The organism is Sorangium sp. So ce321, from assembly GCF_051530195.1.
In the GTDB taxonomy this organism is placed as follows: domain Bacteria; phylum Myxococcota_A; class Polyangia; order Polyangiales; family Polyangiaceae; genus Sorangium.
In genome coordinates this window covers 12,541,161-12,560,058 of sequence record NZ_CP150329.1, presented here as the reverse complement: position 1 = coordinate 12,560,058, position 18,898 = coordinate 12,541,161, and the positions used below count along the sequence as shown (strand labels likewise).

The window sequence follows — 18,898 nt, the reverse complement described above, 5'->3', positions numbered from 1 at the left end:
GTTCATGTGATCGCTGCACCACGCCCGCTGCGCATCGGCTACCGCAGCTGCACGAGGAGCCAATGAGGCCGGCGATGCGCAGGCGCGCCTCGCCGCGCTGGGCGGATCATCTGCCCTGGTCAGCCGGGTGTCCGTCACCGACGAGATCCGCGATCTCGCCGGGCGCGAACCCGACCAGATCCGGCTCCGGCGTCAGCGCCACGCCGAACCGGTCGAGCACCCCGCGCCGCACGCGCCGCGCGAGCTCGAGGAGCTCCGCCGCGGTGGCGCCGCCGCGGTTCACCAGCGCCAGCGTGTGGCGCGTCGAGATACCCGCGGCGCCGTGCCGCGTCCCCTTGGCGAAGCCGGCGCGCTCGATCAGCCACGCCGCCGACAGCTTCACCCGGCCGCCGTCCGCCGGGTACCGCGGGATCGCCTCGCCCGGCGCGAGCACGCCCGCCGCCTCGATGCGCGCGATCGCGCCCGCGGCGGCGCCGGCCTCGAGCGTCGGGTTCATGAAGAACGACCCCGCGCTCCGGCCGTTCTCGTCCGCCGGATCGAGCACCATCGACTTGCCGCGGCGGAGCGCGATCACCGCGCGGCGCACCTCGTCGAGCGGCGGCGCGGGCCCCCCCGCGGGCGCGGCGAGCGCCCGCTGGAGCTCGGGGTAGCGGACCGCCGCCGCGCCGCCGGGGCGCAGCGCGAAGGTGACCGCCGTGATCACGTAGCGCCCGCGCCACGCGCGCTTGAACCGGCTGTCGCGGTACCCGAAGCCGCAGTCCGCGCCGGCGATCACGGCCGCCGCCCCGGTCGCGCGGTCGACCGCGTGGACCTCGGCGATCGTCTCCGCGACCTCCTGGCCGTAGGCGCCCACGTTCTGGATCGGCGTGGCGCCGACGTCGCCCGGGATGCCCGACAGGCACTCGACGCCCGCCCACCCCTCGGCGACCGCGCGCGCGACGAGGTCGTCCCAGCCCTCGCCCGCCCCGGCGCGCACGAGGACGCGCGAGGCCGGCCCGCCGGTGCCGTCGTGGTCCACCGCGCCCACGGGCCCGCGCACGGGCTCGATCCCGCGCACCCGCACGCGCAGCACCAGCGCGTCGACGCCGCGGTCCGCGACGAGCAGGTTCGAGCCGCCGCCCAGCACGAACAGCGGCACGCCGCGGGCCTCGGCGAAGCGGAACGCCTCGACCACCGCGGCCTCGCCCGCGGCCTCGGCGTAGAAGCGCGCCGGCCCGCCCACGCCGAGCGTCGTGAGCGGGGCCAGCGGGACCGACTCGCGGACGTCGAGGCTCAGGGCTTCTTCTCCGGCTTCTGCGTGCTGTCGGCGCCGCGTGCCGCCCCCGGCTTCTGCGTGCTGTCGGCGCCGCGTGCCGCCCCCGGCTTCTGCGCGCCGCCCGGCGCCTGCGCCGGCCGCGCCACCCGGATGCCCGCCATGAAGCCGCTGTCGACCGCCTGCACCCGCTCGACGAACGCCCGGTACTCGTCGATCGCCACCGTCCCCGTCGGCAAGCTGAGCGCGAAGTCCTCCTCGATCGCCGCGCCGTAGCTGCCCTTGCGCGACGCCGCGAGGCCCGCGTGCTCGACGCGCACGCCCTCGGGCGCGCGCGCGACCGCGTAGCCCGCCGGCAGCTCGATCCGGCGGCGCACGTGGTACTGGAGCGCGGTCTCGATCGCGAGCGCGCTCTTGCGGGCGCCGCGCGAGGCGTACGTGGCGCCGAGCGTGCCCGTGAACGCGCGCGGGAACACGAGGTGCACCGGCTCCAGGCCCGGCAGCGTCCACGCCGCGCCGTCCTTGCCCTCCGGCCGCGCGAAGCCGTGGATCGTCACGGCCGCGCGCAGCGCGACCTCCCACGACCCCTCCGTCGACGAGACGACGACATCCTCGACGTCGGCCCACGGGAGCCAGCCGAGCACGACGCCCCGGAGCATCTCGCGCCGCGCCGTGCCGACCACGGTCTCGAACGCCTCCGACAGCGCCTGAGCCGCCCGGCCGTGCAGCAGAATCGTGAATGTTCCCGCGGCGTTACCCTCTACGTCCACCGCGAGCCGCAGGTCGACCTCGTCGCCCGTCTCGCCGCTCGTGCCCGCCACCGTGACGAGCTCGCCGCCCGGCAGCATGGCGGCGCGGCCGCGCAGCTCGGGGCTGATGCGCCCGGGCGGCAGCGGCGGGCCCTCGACGTCGGCGTCGATCCACACGTCGCCGCCCGGCAGGCGCGCGATGACGAGCGGGTGGCGGAAGCGCCCCGCGTGCGGCGGGAAATCCGCCGACGAGCTGAACGGCTCGGTCTCGGCGATCGCGAGGTCGGCGCGCACGCCGAGCTCGCGCAGCGCGCGGTAGATGACCCACGACCGGCTGCCCTGGCCGAGCTCGATCATCGCCCGCGCCGTCGTGCGCTGCGGGCCGCCGCCGAGGAGCGCCGCCATGTCCGAGAGCTCGGCGCCGCCGGCGACCTTCACCGCCTTGCCCGCGGCCGCGACGACGCGCTCGAGCAGCGCGGGCGACGGCGCCCGCTCGGGGCCCGCCGCCTCCCGCGCCCAGCGCGTCATGGTCGGGTCGCGGTCCGCGAGCGCGCGGAGGTTCTCGTCGATCGCCGCGGCCACGTGGCCCCAGGTCTGCGTCCCCAGGCTGACGCCCACGCCCATCTCCATCCGCGGCACGCCGTCCTCGATGCGCCGCGGCGGCTGGTCCTTGATGCGCCAGACGCTCACCGTGGAGCCGCCCTCGGTCCGCTGCTCCGCGGCGCCGAGCAGCGGGTGCGACCAGACCGCGAGCCGGAGCGGCGACGGGCGGCGCACCTCGATCTCGGCCTCGCGGACGCTCGTGCGCTCGGGGAGCAGGTCCCACGTGTCGATGACGAGCTGGCCGCTGTCGCCCGGCAGCGCGTAGCCCTCGGTGACCTGCTCGACGTAGTCGCCCTGCTCGAGCTGCGAGAGATCGCTGTGATCCTGCGCGGCGTTCGAGGCCGCGTCGGGCGCGAGGATGCGCCCGTCGCGCTTGTGGATGCGGCGGCGCAGGAGGCGCGCCGCGCCGCGGCCCTCGATGAGCGGGCCGTAGGCGACAGCGCCCTGGGCCACGTCCGTGGTGCCCGAGACGCGGCGGAGGTCGTACGTCACGTAGTGGACGAGCCCGTCGGGCGAGATCGTGAACCGCTCGACGTGGCGCAGCACCGCGATCGCGGCGCCGGGGAGGAACGCCTTGGCCTGGTCCTCCAGCACGAGCTTGCGCCCCTCGGCCTCGAGCGGCGGCGCCGGGTCCGGCGTGAGGCCGAGCGCGCGGGCGATCGGGCCGATGCCGGCGGGGGTGTCGCGCGCCGTCGTGCGGTCGCGGGCGAGGCGGCCCCGCGCCGCGCGGACGTCGCCGCGGCCGGCGGCGAGGCCGAGCGCCTCCAGCATCACCCGCTCGCCCGGCGCCATCGCGTCGTACACGGCGAGCGCGCCGCGCAGGTCGCCGCGGGCGATGCGCTCGCGGAGCTCCACGTCGCGCAGGGCGTCCGGCGCGCGGCGCAGCCGGCGCAGCCGCTGGATCTCGGCGAGCACCGCGTTCCTGTCGCTCGCGCCGAGGAGCGCGCCCAGGCACGCGGTGCCCGAGCGGTCGAGCCCGCCGTTGCAGGCGGCCTTCACCGCGTCGGCGCCGACGCGGCCGTGGATGCGGTCGTCGACCGTGGCGAGCAGCGCCGAGCCCGGCGCCGCGGCGGCGAGCTTCGCGTACGCGGCCTCGGCGACGTCGGTGACGCCAGCGCGGCGCGCGAGCGTCGCGAGCTCGGCGAGCACCATCCTGTCGGCGTCGGGGACCGCGGGCGCCTTGAGGCCGCCCGGCCCGGGGGGCGCGACCTTCACCCCGAGCTCCCGGAGCGCCGCGATGGTGCCCTCGCCCTGGCCGCCGCGGCGCTCGGCGAGCTCCGCCTCGTAGAGGCGCGCCTCCCACGAAGCGGGCCACGCGGCGAGCACGCGCTCGAGGGCAGCGCGGGTGCGCTCGACGACCTCGGTCTCGGGTAGATCGCCGACGCGGCGGATGGCGCGCGCGTAGAGCAGGTCGTGCCGCGGCGCTCGCGGCGCGCGCGCCGTGGCGCTGCTCGCGTTCGGCGCCGCCGGCCCGCGCGCCGCGCCGTCGCCGGAGGGGCCGTCGCCGGCCGGGTCGAGGAGGTGCTCGGCCGCGCGGGCGTCGCCGAGCGCGAGCAGCGCCGCGGCCGCGACGTCGACGGACGCCGGGCCGCCGCGCGGCGCCGGGGCGAGGTCGACCGGGGCGGGCTGCGACGCGGACGCCGTCGCGGCGGTGCCGGGGCGCGGCGCGCGGGCACGGAGCGGCAGGCCGTTCTCGCCCCACGCGCCGAGCTCGATGTCGCCGCCGTCGCCCTTCTGCGCCACGCGCACGACGACGCGCAGCGTCCCTGGCTGGGCGTCCACGGTGGCGAGGCGCGTGACCTGCGCGCCGCCCGACGCGTAGTCGCGCTGGATCGCGGTCACGCCGCCCACCTCGAGCACGGCCGCGGACGACGAGGCGAGCGCGAGGCTCACCCGCTGGGCGACCGGGTTGTGGAGGTCGACGACGACGGCGCGCGTGCCCTGGAGGGCGCTCACCGCGTCGATGTCGATCGCGCACGCGTCGGCGCGGACGACGATGGGCGAGGCGCTCGCGGCGAAGGGCGCGATCCCGGGGTAGGACCGCGCGAGCGGCGCGCCCGGCGCGGAGCTCACGGGCGAGGGCCGGGCGAGGCTCTGGAGCGGGGCCGGGTCGAGCGGGCCGACGAGGGCGGCCTCGCCCGCGCAGCCGCGGCGCGCGCCCCACGTCGCGGCCGCGGCCTCGTCGCCGACGTGGAGGGCGACGCGGTGGAGCGCGCTCGCGAGCGCGCTGCGCGCGAACGGCAGCGCCCTCTCGCCGCGGCCGGCGACGTCGGCGAAGGCCCAGGCGCGCTGGAGGCGGCGGGCGACCTCGGGGAGCGCCTCGCGCGAGCGGAAGGCGATCGCCGAGGCGTCGGGGTCCGGGCCGCTCGCGGTGCCGGCGCCGAAGACGAGCGCGTCGAGCGACGCGATGACGGTCGCGAGCGCGCCCTCGTCGCCCGGCGCGTCGAGGGCGCGCTCGATGGCGTCGAGGTACGGCGCCGCGGCGGCGGAGCTCGCGATCTCGGCCTCCATGGCGGCGGCGAACGCGGCAGGGAGCGGCGCCTCGGCGGCGAGCGGGGACGCCGCGCCGCGCGGGGCGCAGCCCGCGGGCGCGGCGGCGGCGAGCGCCAGGGCGAGCGCCAGGGCGGCGCGGCGCGCGACGGGGGCGCGCGCGCCGCGGCGAGGGGGGCGAGCGCTGGCCGCGCGCTGGCCGACGTTCCTGGTGCTGCGGGGCTCGGTGGTCACGATCGGCGTCTCCCGGCGCCGCGCCGGGCGGTGCCTGTCCGCCGTTCCTTACGGGCCTGGGATTGCCGACGCAAACGTGAAGTTCGGCGGGCAGGAGCGGCCTGGCCGACCGCGGGCGGTCCCTGCGAGCGGCTCGCTGGCGCGCGAGGGGGTGAGCTGTGAGCTGGCTTCGCCGGCGAGGGTACAGCCGGCTGCGGCCCGATCTGCCGCCGCTCGATCTGGGCGGATCGGCCTGCGGAGGTCGCCTCGACCCGGGTCGCGTCGCGGCGAGGTCGCCCAACCTGCGCCGGGAGTCGTCCCGATCCGGTTCGCACCGCGCCCTCCGAGCAGCCGCCTTCTCGAGGCAAAGGATCCAGCCTTGTGGCACGCTAGCAGGACGAAGACGAGGACACTGCCCCCACAGGAGCTTTGCCGCCGTGCCGCACACCATGCAGAGACATGAGGTTTCAGGGCCGCTGAACTGCCTGTTCGAGATGAACCAGGCGCTCGGCCTCATCGCGCTGTGCGCCACCGGGGTGAGCTACTTCAAAACAGCGACTGAGCCGGCGCGCGGTGGCGTGCGTGCCCGCTGAGCGATGTACGCGATGCGCTCCAACGAACGATGAACATGGCGCAGCACGACGCGGACGTACGTGGACGGCCTGATGGTGGTTGTGCAGACGCGTTCGCAGGCCGCTCTCTCGCCACCGAGATCGTCGTTCAGGTCGGAGCCGAGATCGTCATCCAGATCGGACAATCCTCATGAACGTGACCTTACATGAAGCTTCACGAGCTCCTGCGTGGGCATGGAGCCGTACAGGAGGAAGTCAAAATGCCTGATCTCCACTTCCGCCGTGCCCGTCCCGAGGACGAGGCTCGCCTCCAGGCCATCCGGCGCGCGGCCTTTGCGCCCGTCTTCGCTTCCTTCCGCGCGATCCTCGGCGACGAGATCTACGAGCTGGCGCAGCGGCGGGGAGACGAAGCGCAGGAGGGGCTGCTGACGTCGCTGATGGCGGCCGACTCTGTCTGGGAGATGTACGTGGCCCAATCCGGCGACCAGGTCGTCGGCTTCGTCGCGCTCCGGCTCGATCCGGAGACGCATGTGGGCGAGATCGGTCTCAATGCCGTCGACCCCGCGCAGGCCGGCAAGGGGATCGGCACCGCGATGTACGAGCACGCGATCGCATGCATGAGGCAGGCAGGAATGAAGGTCGCCACCGTCGGCACCGGTGGAGATCCGAGCCACGCCCCGGCGCGACGCGCGTACCGGAAGGCGGGGTTCGACGTCGAGATCTCCAGCCTGTGGATGTGCCGCAAGCTCTGAGGATGAACCCCCAGGCCGACAAGCTTGCCGAGGTCGCCGAGCGCATCGAGCGCGATCTGAAGCGCTTCGATGATGTTGCGATCCTCGCCGCGCAGATCGCGCCTGCGCGGGGACGGGAGAGCCCGCCTCATGGGCTCGCTCGCGTCCTCGCAAAGCTTCGACAATGCTTGATTCCTCGGCCGAGCGCCAGGGAGGAGGAAGCCCGTCGATTCGATGAGGCAGAACGCCGCCTGGAATCGCTCGAGAAGTGCGGTGCGGCACTGGCACGGGCTGCTGCGCAGGAGGCTGCGAACGCCAAGGAATGGGAGCTAAACGCGAAGCTCGCGGTCCGAGCTGGTGACGATGACCTCGCCCGCGAAGCGCTCTGCCGGAAGCGGGAGACGCTCGATCTCGCGGCGACACTCGAGCGGCAAGCCGCGACGATTTCCGCGGCGATGGCCGAGTACACGTCTGCTCTCGCCGCCATCAAGGCAGCCTCGCGCTGATGGGGTTGCGACAGACGACGCGAGACCGGTCAGATCACGCGCCGGGGGGACGAGCCGTCCGACCCGGCGCTGCGCGTGCCGAAGCCCGCCGTGATGATCGCACGGTCGCGGAGGTCCGGCGGATCGTGGTAGGCTGCTGCCCCGCGGCGCGGGCTTCGCTTCGCAGGAGAAGGCTGGCCGTCGGTCGGGCGAACCATCCTGCAGGAACGGTACTGACACAGTGACCGAGAACCGAGAGTCGGAGGCGCCTGAGATCGCTCCTGAAGCGATCACAGGCAGCGTGGCAGCCGGGCTCATCACAGCCCTGAATGCGGAGCTCTCCGCGCGCTATCACGAGCCGGGGGCGAACCACTTCCGTCTGGATCCGGACGAGGTCGCGCCTGGCGCCGGCATCTTCCTTGTCGCCCGCTGGCACGGTCGCCCCGTCGGGTGCGGCGCGCTACGTCGGCTGCGAGAGGCGTCGCTGGTGCAGGAGCTCGGACCTCGCGTCGGAGAGCTCAAGCGCATGTACGTCGCGCCCGAGGCGCGAGGACGGGGGATCGGCCGCGCGTTGCTGCAGCGCCTCGAGGCGGAGGCACGGGCGCTCGGCCTCGACCGCCTCGTCCTCGAGACCGGGACGCGCCAGCCGGAGGCGCTCGCCCTCTACCGGAGCGCGGGCTTCGCAGAGATCCCTCCGTATGGCGAGTACGTGGCGTCGGCGGCGACCAGCGTCTGTTTCTCCAGGAGCCTGTGACGCGGTGAAGCGGCTCGATCAGGGCTGGTCGTGGAGGATCGCCCATCCGAACTCGGGAGCGAGCGCGCCGGTGATGGCGTCCTGCGTGACGCCGAAGAGCCCTGCGACGAAGCGCAGCGGGTGAACCGCGTCGTCGCGCAGGTCGACGAGCGTGACGGGGGCGCTGGCGATCGAGCTCGGGATCGCGAGGAGGCTCGGTCCGTCGGGCGTGAAATGCCCCGCCTTACGCTGCTCCGCGGCGCGCAGCGCCTGCTCCCACCTGCCGAGGTACGGGCTCGGCTCGAGCCGCGCGCCGCCCTCGCGGAACACCTTGAGGTACGGGAAGAGGACCAGGATCCAGCCGGTCAGCTCGCTCGGCCCCGAGGCGCTCCGGTAGCGGAAGAACGAGCGCCAGAACGCCGGGTCGACGTGGCCCTCGGCGGTGCGGACCACCTCGTCGAGCACCGGGAGGAGCGCGTCGGTCCAGGCCGCGAGGCCAAACTCGGACAGCATCGCGGCGCGCCGGCGAACGCTCCTCCAGTCGTCGACGCTGCCCAGCAGCGTGATCGAAGGGATGCCGCAACCAATGGCCATCATGTACTCGAAGTAGGGCTGGAACGCGTCCATGAGGACGACCTCCGAGGCAGCACGCTCCACGGCGCCCGTGGTCGAGAAATCGGCCACGACCAGGTCGCGGAGGCGGCCGACGTGCGCGGCGATCTGCTCCGAGAACGCGGCGAACGCCTCGGGCCATGGGTTCGGCTGGCCGAGCGTGAAGTCGCGCCGCTCGACGACGAGCTTCTGCTTCCCCTGGTGACGGACGAACCGGCCGCGCAGCGCTTCGGCGTTCAGCGCGACGTGGTGGGCGAACCCCTGCGCGAGGCAGTGCCACACGGCATCCGGCGACAGCACGAGAGGATAGTGACGGTAAAACGCATCGTGCGCCGCCTGCGCGAGCGCGTTGGCGTCGGTCGCCGAGACGAGCGGCGCGTCGCTCGTCGAGAACGCCTCGATGCGCGCCGGTGGAGGCGGCGGCTTTTGCCAGGGCCTGCGCTCCGACGTCGGTGCGGTCCGCTCACCCCCGCCGAGGAGGCTCGGGATGGCCTCGGCGCGGTCGAGCACCCGCCTGAGCTGCTTTGGTGGATCGACATCGGACACGGCAAAGGTGATGGGCACCGGTGCATCCTATTCCACGAGCCGGCGACGCCTCAATGCGTATTCGACGCTCCACGGGCCCTACCGAGAGGCGCTGGACGCGGCGCACGTCGATGTCCCGAACGGCTCGGCAACACGAGACAGCAATGAGCGCGCGGTGGCGGAGGCAACGCCGGCGGCGCTCCTTCCATGCGTCGAGTACGACGCGTAGCCCATCGGGATGGATGGAGCGTTGTCGGACCGAGCAACGCCCCTCTGCGCATCGGCGGCGTACCGTGTCGCGCTGTCAGGGACCTCGACGTCCTGCGTGGCGAGGGCCAGAGCCCGCCCGCTCGCCCGCGCCGCGCGCCCCGGTGCTGACGGACCTCCGCGGGCGCACGCGAGGCGCCGCTCGCGCGGCTCACGCGCACCCTACGCGTGTCTGGACATGGCAATCGTCATGGCGCCCAGGTGACGTGGCAGAAGGGGCCGGGCCGGTCGAAAGGAGAGCTGAACAACCTCTTGCGATGTGCCGGCCAACCTGTCGACACGACCAAGGAATCAACGCCGCATCGGGAATTCCCTTCAGGTGGCCGCGCAGGAGTCGTGTCGGTGCCTGCAAGAAATTGGACCATGCCGCGCAGATTCTGCTAGGGGGAGTGACTTATGATCATCGCGCTCACCGGACAGAAAGGTGGGATCGGCAAGAGCACCACGGCCGTGAGCCTCGCCGTGGCCGCGCTGGCGAAGGGCCGGCGGGTGCTGCTCGTCGACGCCGACCCCCAGGGGACCGTCCGCACGTGGGGCGACGTGGCCGCCGAGGCGGGGCACGAGATCCCGACCGTCATGGCCATGGGCGCCTCGATGCACAAGCCGGGGCAGCTGCCGGAAGTCGCCGCCGCGTACGACCTCACGGTCATCGACTGTCCCCCCCGTCACGGCGAGATCGCGCGGTCGGCGCTGATGGTCTCCGACATCGCCATCTATCCTTGCGGCCCCACGGCCGCGGACGCGTGGGCCCTGACCGCCGCGCTCGAGGTGTTCCGCGAGGCCGCCGCGCTGCGGAGCGCGATGAAGGGCTGCATCCTCATCACGCGCAAGCAGGGCCGCACCGCGCTCGGTAAATCGGCGCGCGCGGTGCTCGAGACCTCGGGCCTGCCGGTGCTCGCCACGGAGCTCGGCTATCGCATTGCCTATCAGGAGTCCCTCGCCTGCGGGCAAGGGGTGACGGGCTACGCGCCGCGCGACGCCGCGGCCAAAGAGATCACCCATCTTCTCGAAGAACTGGAGAAGCTTCATCATGGCGAAAAAGCAAGTCGCGGTCTCGCTAAGAAAGCCGCCGTCGCCTGAAAAGGCCGACGCGTTCGTCGCCGGCGCCACCGACGGCAAGCCGGCGCAGGACGTCGTGAAGTCGCGGCCGGCCGCCGACAAGCGGGCGCACGACGACGGCAAGCCGGCCGAGGCGAAGCAGGAGCGGGCGCCGGCGGCGCGCGCGCGCGCCCAGGAGGCGCAGTCGAGCGGCCACGAGGCGCCGCCGAGCGCCCAGGAGGCGCAGCCGAGCGCCCAGGAGGCGCAGCCGAGCGCCGCGGAGGCGCAGCCGAGCGCCGCGGAGGCGCAGCCGAGCGCCCAGGAGGCGCAGCCGAGCGCCGAGCCGGCCGCGGCCGCCGCGCCCCAGCCGCTCGCCACCATCTCGGAGCCGCCGGCCGTCCCGCCGGTGCTCGTCGGGAACGACGGCCGCGCGCGGCGCGCTGTCACGGTCTACCTCCCCGATCCGCTCGCGGATCGGCTGGTGCTCCACTGCATCGAGCACGACCGCGACGTGAGCAACCTGATCGGCGAGGCGATCGAGGTGCACCTCGACCGGCGCCTCGGCCCGGCGTCCGTCTCCGCGGCGCCGGCCGCGGACGGCGCTGCCGCCGCGGAGGCGGCGCCCGCCGGCCCGAGCTACCGCGCCGACCCGTTCCGCGCGGCGGACACGAGCCCGAAGGGGCGGATTGACCGCATGGTCCAGGTCGGGCGAGTGCTGATGACGCTCTGGCGCGAGCGACCGCGGGCGAGCTGATCGCCGGCGCGCCGCGACTCACCCTGTCTCGAACGTGGCCGGCGCCACCGCCTCTGCGGACATGCCGGATCCGCGCAGGAGGCGAGAGGAGGGAGAACAAGGATCTTCCTGCCTTCCCTCCCTCCCGCCTTCCTGTGAGCCTCTCTGGGGGCCAATTGACATCCTTCAGGTGAGCGGGCAGGCTCTGAGTCGCGACGCCGCGCGATAGGCCCCGAGCCCGCCGCCGGGTGCGTGATGAGCCGCCGCGCCACGGCGCCGAGCGCCGCAGCGACAACTGGCCACCAGGACGAGCGATGACCCAGCATTTTCGGGACGACGGGGCGGCTGCGCGCGGACTCAACCAGAAGGAGGCGCAGCCCACGTCGGACGCCAGCCGCTCGGTTCACGCGCTGTTCATGGAAGCGCCCACCGCCATCGCGGTGTTCCGCGGCCCCGACTGGGTGATCGATTTCACGAACCGGCTCGCGCAACGCCTCTTCCGCGACAGGACCGCGGTGGGCAGGCGCCTCTTCCAGTGCGCCCCGGAGCTCGCCGGCTCCCAGGTGGCCGAGCTGCTCGATCGGGCCCACACGTCGGGCCGGGCCGCCGCCGCGCGCGAGCTCTTGATCCTCCTCGACCGGGGCGACGGCGAGCTGGCCGAGGGGTACTTCAACGTGACCCTGCAGCCCCTCCCGGCCGCGACCGGCGGCACGGAGAGCGTGGTGCTCTTCGCGGTCGAGGTCACCGACCAGGTGCTCGCGCGGCGCCGGATCGAGCAGCTCGCCGAGCAGCTCGAGCACGAGCGCCACAAGCTGGAGCAGGTCATCCAGCAGATGCCCCACGCCGTGTACATCGCCGACGCCCCCTCGGGGCAGCTCGTGATGGGCAACGCGCAGGGCGCCGAGCAGCTCGGGCGCCCCTTCGTCGCATTGGCGGATTTCGCGGCGTACAGCGCGGCTTACCAGGGCTTCCACGCGGACGGCCGCCCCTACGCGCCGCACGAGTGGCCGCTCGCGCGCGCCGTGGCGAGCGGCGAGATCGTCCGGTCAGAGCCGGTGGAGATGCTGCGCGCCGACGGCTCCCGCGCGGTCATCGAGTACAGCGCCGCGCCCATCCGCGACGCCTCGGGGCAGATCGTGGCCGGCGTCGTGGTGGGCGTCGACGCGACGGCGACGGTCCGCGCCCTGCGCGACGAGCAGCGCCGCAGCGAGCAGCTCAGGGGGCTCGCCGAGGCCTCGCTCGCCGTCAACTCGGCGCCGTCGCTCGAGCGGATGCTCGCGGAGATCACCGAGCGGGCGCGCTCGCTCATCGGGGCGCACCAGTCGGTCATCAGCATGACCGACGGCCAGGACTGGGCCCAGGCCATCAACGCGGTCAGCCTCTCGGACAAGTACGCTGCGTACCGCGGCGACGAGGCGAGGACCGCCGGCAGCGGGATCTACACGCTCGTCTGCGCGCAGAACAGGCCGCTCCGCATGACCCAGGCCGAGCTCGAGGCGCACCCGGCGTGGCGCGGCCTCAGCGGCGAGGCGCCGCGCCACCCGCCGATGCGCGGCTGGCTCGCCGCGCCGCTCGTCGGCCGCGACGGGAGGAACCTCGGGCTCATCCAGCTCTCGGACAAGGTCGAGGGGGAGTTCACCGGCGACGACGAGTCCATCCTGGTGCAGCTCGCGCAGCTCGCCAGCGTGGCCATCGAGAACACGCGGCTGCGCGAGGAGGCGCTCGCCGCCGAGAAGCGCTTCCGCTCGATGGTGGAGGCGACGACGGTCGTCGTCTGGCGGACCAGGCCGAACGGCCATGTCGTGGACGACTCCCCGTCCTGGCGCGACTTCACCGGGCAGAGCTACGAGGAGTGGACCGGCTACGGGTGGCTCGACGCCGTCCACCCCGACGACCGCGAGCACGCGGACGCCGCGTGGCGAGGAGCGGTCGAGTCGCGGAAGCGGTACGAGGTGGAGTACCGGCTGCGCCGGCGCGACGGCTCCTGGGCCCACACCGTCGCGCGCGGCGTCCCGCTCGTCGCGGACGACGGGTCAATCTACGAGTGGGTCGGCTGCAACGTCGACGTGAGCGACATCCGGCGCGCCGAGGAGGCGTTCCGGGTGCAGCACCAGCTCGTGCGCACCATCGCCGAGAACGCGACGCTCGGCCTGCTCATGATGGACGCGCGCCAGCGCTGCACCTTCATGAACCCGGCGGCCGAGAAGATCACCGGCTTCACCTTCGACGAGCTCAAGGCGCTCGATCGCCCGCTGCACGACGTCATCCACCACAAGCGGCCGGACGGCAGCGCCTATCCCATGGAGGAGTGCCCGATCGACAGGGCGCTGCCGCGCAAGAGCCAGGAGCAGGGGGAGGACGTCTTCGTCCACAAGGACGGCTCGTTCTACCAGGTCGCCTTCACCGCGAGCCCGATCCTCGACGGCAGCGTCCCCGTGGGCACGGTCGTCGAGGTCCGCGACATCACCGAGCAGAAGCGCGCCGAGGAGGAGCGCGAGCGCCTCATCGCCGCGCTCGAGCGGAGCAACAAGGAGCTCGATCAGTTCGCGTACGTGGCGAGCCACGACCTGAAGGCGCCGCTGCGCGGCATCGCGAACCTGACGCAGTGGATCGAGGAAGACCTCGCCGGGACGCTCGAGGGCGAGTCGCGCGAGCACATGGGCCTGCTGCGCGGCCGCGTCCGGCGGATGGAGGCGCTCATCGACGGGATCCTCGACTACAGCCGCGCCGGGCGGGTGCGGCACGCGCTGGAGCCGGTCGACGTCGGCCAGCTGCTCGCGGACGTGATCGAGCTGATCGCGCCGGCGCCCGAGGCGCGCGTGGAGGTCGAGCCGGGCCAGCCCGTGCTGCGGACCGAGCGGATCCCGCTGCAGCAGGTGTTCATGAACCTCATCAGCAACGCGCTGAAGCACGCGCGGCGCGCCGACGTGCGCGTGCGCGTCGGGCACCGCGACGCGGGCCTGCACCACGAGTTCTCCGTCGAGGACAACGGGCCAGGCATCGCGCCCGAGTTTCACGATCGTGTCTGGGGGCTCTTCCAGACGCTGGAGGCGCGCGACAAGGTGGAGGGCACAGGGATCGGGCTGTCCGTGGTGAAGAAGATCGTCGAGAGCCGAGGGGGGCGCATCTGGATCGAGTCCGCCCGGGGCCAGGGCGCCACGTTCCGCTTCACCTGGCAGAAGCGCGATCCGAACGAGCGCTGAGGCCTGGCGGCCGCGGCGGCGGCGAGCCGGACCCCTTGGCAGGCTCAGCGGCGCGAAGAGAGGCGCTCGTCATTGGAGTTGAACCGGGCGTAGCGGTGGTCCAAGCTCGAACAATGGGACACCCCGGGAGAGCCTGCGCGAACGTGAGCGGGCCGGAGTGCGCCCAGGCACAACGGTGGCCGCGAACCCTCCGCGGCGGTCGCCCTCTTGCCATGGTAGGTGCCGCGGCGGCCATCGCGCGGAGGTTGACGTTCTCGTCCTTCCCGCCAAGGAGAACTGGGAGACAATGAACGTCGAAGAGAAGCTCCTGAACATCCTCCTCGTCGAGGACGACGAGGTCGACGTGATGAACGTCCGCCGGGCGTTCAAGCGGAACAACATCTCGAACCCGCTGTGGGTGGCCGGGAACGGGGTCGAGGCGCTCGAGATGCTGCGCAGCGGGTCCATCCCGGTGGAGCGGCGGCTGATCCTGCTCGATCTGAACATGCCCAAGATGAACGGGATCGAGTTCCTGCGCGAGCTGCGGGCCGATCCGGATCTCGTGTCCACGTCCGTTGTCGTGCTGACCACATCGAACGACGATCGTGACAAGGTGGGGGCCTTCAACCTCAACGTGGCCGGCTATCTCCTCAAGCCCGTCACATTCCTCAGCTTCGTTGAGCTGATGGCGGCGCTCAACAAGTACTGGAGACTTGTCGAGCTACCCTAGCGAAACTCGTTGGCATTCCGGCCGGCGTCGCGGCGAAGCGGCGCGCGGTGCTTACCGATAGATCGACCAGGCTTTGCCGAGCACCCTCCCCCGGGGCCTCCGTGGGCGAGGAGCCTGGCGAGAGCGAGAGCGCAGGCCAGGGCGCGGCAGATTGCACCGGCGCCAGATCTGCTGGGACCATGGGCCATGCGTCTACCCAAGCTCCAGATCAGCGTCGCGATCACGGCGCTCCTCGGCCTGTGCTCCATGGGCACCTTCTGCGTCTTGCCCGACGCCAACGAGGGCGCCCCGCCCGATCCCTCGTTCTCGTGCGCCGACGGCGAGCCGCCCGCGGCCGACGAGGCCGGCCTGTTCTTCAGCGATCCGGGGGGCGGCGCGAGCCCGCTCCCCGCGGACACCGTGCTCCAGCTGGAGTACGGCCCCCAGGGCGGCCAGCACGTGATGGTGACCGTCCGGCACCACACGAGCAGCGACGGCGTATGGGCCTACCGGCTGGCGTTCCAGCCGGACGCGGGCGAGCCGGGCACGCCGGCTCCGGAAGCGCCGCGCGCGCCCGTGCTCGAGGGCTCGAACACCGTGCCCGTCAACGCATGCGCCTCCGGGTGGACCGAGACGACAGCGCCCATGTTCATCAACATCATGGACAGCGGGCTAGCAGACGCAGCAGGAGAGATCCCGAAGGCCCGCGGCATGCTCCGCCTCGTCGCGACCCCCAAGGAGGCCGGCGAGAAGGCGTCCGCGGAGGTCCGCGTGCAGATCGCGATGTGACCCGGGCGAGGGGTCGCTACTTGCCCCGCTTGACGACGCCGAGCGCCCGCTGCGCCACCTTGACCACCGCCTGCGCTTCCTTGCCCTCGACACCAGCGAGCGCGGCCGTGATGGCGACCGCTACCTCGCGCTTGCTGTGCGGGTGCACGTCCGCGAGCTTCAGGTAGAGCTGCGCCTTCTCCAGGAAATCGGCGTCGCCGCGCCGCGCCTCGACCCGCTCGAGCAGGCACCCCGCCACCGCGGCCTCGTCCATCTTCTTCAGCGCGTCGAGCGCGGCCGCCCGCTTCGCGATCTCCGGCCGCGCCTCGATGAGATCCACGAGCGGCGCGAGCGCCACCGGGCCGAAGGCGCGGATCGCGTCCGCCACGATGCCGGGCTTGTACCCCGCGGCGTACGCCGACAGGAGCTCGCTCAGCCCGCGGACGTCGCCGAGATAGCCGAGCGCGTACGCGGCGATCTTCGCCTCCCGCTCGTCCTCGCCGCGGCTCGCCAGCATCCGCACGAAGGTCTCGACCATCTCCACGTCGCCGAGCTGGGCGAGCGCGTAGGCGGCCTCCTCGCGCACGCCGCGGGCGGCGTCGGCGTAGAAGGCGCGGCGGAGCGCCGGGAGCGCGGAGAGGTCGCCCAGCTCGGCCAGCGCCTTGAGCGCCTCGCCCCGCTCCTCCTTGTTCGGCGCCGCGCCGAGCGCCTTCGCGAGCTCCTGCACCCGCTCCATCCGGGCGGCGCGGCGCGCGCGCACCGCCTCGCCGCCCGGCCCGGCCGCCTGCGTTGCGTCGATCACGTCGAGCGCGTCGCGGGCGAGCGCCCGCAAGCCGGCGTCCTTCGCGTGCTCCGCGACCCGGCCGAGCATCGCCGCGGCGTCGGCCCGGGCCGGGCCGCCGTGCAGGACGACCGCCTCCAGCACCCGCACCGCGGTCAGCTTGGCCACGCGGCCCGCCTTGACCGTGAGCGCCTTCTCCGCGGCGGCGACCGCCTCGGCCCCGAGCGGCGCGAACGTCCTCGCGATCGTCGGCGTCGCGGTGCCGTCCGCCCAGATCGGGAAGATGCTCTCGACGAGCTCGCTCGCCGGCAGCGACGCGTAATAGCGGGCGTGGTGGACCGCGGCGACGTAGCGGCTCATCTCGCCCGCCGCGCGCCGCCGCGCCACCTCGTCGGGGGTGAGCGTCTCGTCCGGCCGCGCCACGGTGACGCTCTCGTAGGTCGGCACGCGCTCGGTCGAGGCGCTGTCGATGTGCGTCGCGCCGGCGAGGCGCACGAGCGCCATCTCGAGCACCTGGTAGAGCTTGATGAAGTCGTCGAGCCGGTCCGCCGGGTCGGGCCGCTGCGGGAGGCCCTGGAGCAGCGCGGCCTGCTTCTCGAGCCGGAGGTCGCGCAGCCGCGCGGCGAGCGGGTCCGTCACGCGCGCGCTGAGCCCGGTGAGCCCGGTGGCGAGCGCCTCGGCGAGCTCCTCGCGCACCTCGCCGAGCGCGATGGCCGCGGGCGAGGCGCCCGCCTCCCGGGCGGCGGCGTTCCACGCGGAGCCCTCGAGCGGCCCGCTCCGCGCCGCGGCGCCCTGCTCGATGACCGGGCGGAGCTCCAGGCCGAGCGGGCCCTCGACGAGGGCGGCGAGCGGCCACAGGGTGGGCAGCGCGGCGTCGATCCCCACATCGCCGAGCAGCGCGCGGAGCCGCGCGTCGCGGAGCGAGCCGGCGAGCCGCTCCTCGAGCGCGGCGTCGTCGGGCAGGTGGAGGGCCTCCCCCTTGTCGTCGACCGCCGAGAGCCGCGCGCCGCGCGCGAAGAGCGTGTCGATGCGCACCGCCACGGGCACGAGGTCGGGCGCGAAGACGTCCTTGCGGTGCTCCTGGAGCGCCGCGAGCGCCGCGCCGACGTCGGGCAGCGCCCGCGCGAGCACGGCCTCGAGGGCGCCGGCGTCGAGCGGGCGCTTGTCGCCGAGATCGCTGAAGTCGACGCGGAGCGGCGGGTAGCCGGGGTAGGTCGTCGCGCGCGCCCCGGCGAGCACCTCGCCGGCGAAGCTCCGCTTCGGATCGCTCCGCTTCGCCATGAAGGCCGGGAGGATCTGCTTCTCGCTGAAGTGCCGGCCGGACTCGAGGTCCAGGAAGCGGCTCTCGCGGATGACGTAATCGTCGCTCGTCGTCCGCGTCGAGAAGGCGTACTCGACCAGCGTGAGCCCCTCCGCGGGCTTCCTGTCGGACGCCTTCCACGTCTTGCCGACGAGCTCCTCGACGTGGCGGTCGTCGAGCGGCTCGCCCGCGAGGTGCTTCTCGAGCTTGCGGGCGGTGAGCAGGAGGTCGGCCATCAGGTTCGCGTACGCGACCGCCGGGAGCGCGCCGCGGCGAGCGCCTGCGGCCTGGTGAACGCCTGCGGCCTGGTGAACGCCTGTGGCCTGGTGAACGCCTGTGGCCTGGCGAGCGCCCACGGCCGGTCCGCGCAGCAGCGCGGCCAGGTCGAGCGTCCGGGCCGAGAGCCGCCGGAGCCGGTTCTCCCGGAGCCCCTCGGCGAGCTTCTCCAGCTGCTCGATGCGGTCGCCGCCGATCGCCGCGACGCCGGCCACGCCGAGCTCGCGCACCAGCGTGCTGACCTGCTCGACGCCCGACTTCATCAGGGCCGGCGCGTTCGCGCTGCCCTTCTTCACGCTCTTGCGCGCGGTCTCGCCGCCGGGCGCGCCGGGCGGCGGCGCGTCGCTCACGACGAACGACTCGGGCGCGCGCGCCCAGGCGACGAGCAGCGCCGCCGCGTGCTTGCAGAACGCCGTGTTGAACGTCCGCGCCGGGCAGGTGCAGCGCCCCTTGAAGCCGGGCGCCGGCGCGTCGCTGTAGACGAGCGTCACCTTGTACGGCGAGGCCCCCGAGCCCCTGGCCTCGCAGAACAGCTTGTTCTCGTGGCGGGCCAGGTTCAGGAGCTGGCCGCCGTCGTAGAGCAGCGTGCCCTTCTTGAGCTCCCCGGCGTCCTGGATGAACGCCCGGAGCTCGCCGGCCCCGATGCGCTGCACCTCGCCCGGCGCCGCGCTCACGGAGCCTCCGCGGGGGAGCGGGCCGGGCGCGGCGCGGATCGCGCCTCGCCCCTCGCGAACAGGATAACGACCGCCAGCATCGGCCCCGGAGCCTATCATGGGCCGCGGCGCGTGGACTCTTGCCCTGCCCGCCCCGGATGGCGCGCTCAGGGCGTCCGGCGGCGGCAGCACCCCGGCACGTGTCCTCCCGGCTCACGCCGCTCGG

The 18,898-nt window shown here is 73.9% G+C and carries 13 protein-coding genes; 9 read left to right on the top strand and 4 right to left on the bottom strand.

The features are described from left to right. Positions 1–106 precede the first annotated feature (106 nt). A complete protein-coding gene (locus tag WME89_RS46605; protein ID WP_438012057.1) occupies positions 107–1,276 on the bottom strand; it encodes a UDP-N-acetylmuramate dehydrogenase in 1,170 nt (389 codons plus the stop codon). Beyond that, entirely contained in the window at positions 1,273–5,328 is a 4,056-nt protein-coding gene (locus tag WME89_RS46600) for a hypothetical protein (RefSeq protein WP_438006000.1), read from the bottom strand. The genes WME89_RS46605 and WME89_RS46600 overlap by 4 nt, the downstream gene beginning before the upstream one ends. Positions 5,329–5,744: 416 nt before the next feature. On the opposite strand from WME89_RS46600, the gene WME89_RS46595 reads away from it, so the two are divergent. The 4 genes from WME89_RS46595 to WME89_RS46580 all read left to right on the top strand — a co-directional run bounded on the left by WME89_RS46595 (position 5,745) and on the right by WME89_RS46580 (position 7,849). Beyond that, positions 5,745–5,900: a hypothetical protein gene (locus WME89_RS46595; RefSeq protein WP_438005999.1), complete on the top strand. Its 156-nt coding sequence runs from the start codon at positions 5,745–5,747 to the stop codon at positions 5,898–5,900. 239 nt (positions 5,901–6,139) lie between these two features. Further along, a complete protein-coding gene (locus WME89_RS46590; protein WP_438005998.1) occupies positions 6,140–6,631 on the top strand; it encodes an N-acetyltransferase family protein in 492 nt (163 codons plus the stop codon). Between the two features lie 2 nt (positions 6,632–6,633). Further along, positions 6,634–7,116 carry a PspA/IM30 family protein gene (locus WME89_RS46585; protein WP_438005997.1) on the top strand — a complete coding sequence of 161 codons (483 nt, stop codon included), beginning with the start codon at positions 6,634–6,636 and terminating at the stop codon, positions 7,114–7,116. 280 nt (positions 7,117–7,396) lie between these two features. Beyond that, positions 7,397–7,849 (top strand): GNAT family N-acetyltransferase, encoded by a 453-nt coding sequence (locus WME89_RS46580; protein ID WP_438005996.1) that lies wholly within the window; start codon positions 7,397–7,399, stop codon positions 7,847–7,849. An 18-nt stretch (positions 7,850–7,867) separates the two neighbouring features. Here the strand turns inward: WME89_RS46580 and WME89_RS46575 are convergent, their stop codons facing one another. Then, the gene (locus WME89_RS46575) at positions 7,868–9,004 is read right to left on the bottom strand and encodes a DUF4419 domain-containing protein (protein WP_438005995.1); all 1,137 of its coding nucleotides are present in this window, start codon (positions 9,002–9,004) and stop codon (positions 7,868–7,870) included. A gap of 624 nt (positions 9,005–9,628) precedes the next feature. Between WME89_RS46575 and parA the strand changes: the two genes are divergently transcribed. The 5 genes from parA (at position 9,629) to WME89_RS46550 (ending at position 15,683) form a co-directional block, all read left to right on the top strand. Next, the gene (gene parA, locus WME89_RS46570) at positions 9,629–10,312 is read left to right on the top strand and encodes a ParA family partition ATPase (protein WP_438005994.1); all 684 of its coding nucleotides are present in this window, start codon (positions 9,629–9,631) and stop codon (positions 10,310–10,312) included. Further along, complete coding sequence (locus WME89_RS46565) at positions 10,263–11,024, top strand: hypothetical protein (RefSeq protein ID WP_438005993.1); 762 nt, start codon at positions 10,263–10,265, stop codon at positions 11,022–11,024. Before parA ends, WME89_RS46565 begins: the two co-directional genes overlap by 50 nt. A 293-nt stretch (positions 11,025–11,317) precedes the next feature. Further along, complete coding sequence (locus WME89_RS46560; RefSeq protein ID WP_438005992.1) at positions 11,318–14,206, top strand: PAS domain S-box protein; 2,889 nt, start codon at positions 11,318–11,320, stop codon at positions 14,204–14,206. 286 nt (positions 14,207–14,492) lie between these two features. Next, positions 14,493–14,915 (top strand): response regulator, encoded by a 423-nt coding sequence (locus tag WME89_RS46555; protein ID WP_438005991.1) that lies wholly within the window; start codon positions 14,493–14,495, stop codon positions 14,913–14,915. A 186-nt stretch (positions 14,916–15,101) separates the two neighbouring features. Then, complete coding sequence (locus WME89_RS46550) at positions 15,102–15,683, top strand: hypothetical protein (RefSeq protein ID WP_438005990.1); 582 nt, start codon at positions 15,102–15,104, stop codon at positions 15,681–15,683. 16 nt (positions 15,684–15,699) lie between these two features. Here WME89_RS46550 and WME89_RS46545 read toward each other — a convergent pair whose 3' ends face one another. Then, positions 15,700–18,693 (bottom strand): HEAT repeat domain-containing protein, encoded by a 2,994-nt coding sequence (locus WME89_RS46545; RefSeq protein WP_438005989.1) that lies wholly within the window; start codon positions 18,691–18,693, stop codon positions 15,700–15,702. Positions 18,694–18,898 lie beyond the last annotated feature (205 nt).

Coding starts and splice junctions, on each gene's coding strand:
- parA (WP_438005994.1), top strand. CDS start 9,629: ATGATCATCGCGCTCACCGGACAGAAAGGTGGGATCGGCAAGAGCACC.
- WME89_RS46565 (WP_438005993.1), top strand. CDS start 10,263: ATGGCGAAAAAGCAAGTCGCGGTCTCGCTAAGAAAGCCGCCGTCGCCT.
- WME89_RS46560 (WP_438005992.1), top strand. CDS start 11,318: ATGACCCAGCATTTTCGGGACGACGGGGCGGCTGCGCGCGGACTCAAC.
- WME89_RS46590 (WP_438005998.1), top strand. CDS start 6,140: ATGCCTGATCTCCACTTCCGCCGTGCCCGTCCCGAGGACGAGGCTCGC.
- WME89_RS46550 (WP_438005990.1), top strand. CDS start 15,102: ATGCGTCTACCCAAGCTCCAGATCAGCGTCGCGATCACGGCGCTCCTC.
- WME89_RS46585 (WP_438005997.1), top strand. CDS start 6,634: ATGAACCCCCAGGCCGACAAGCTTGCCGAGGTCGCCGAGCGCATCGAG.
- WME89_RS46555 (WP_438005991.1), top strand. CDS start 14,493: ATGAACGTCGAAGAGAAGCTCCTGAACATCCTCCTCGTCGAGGACGAC.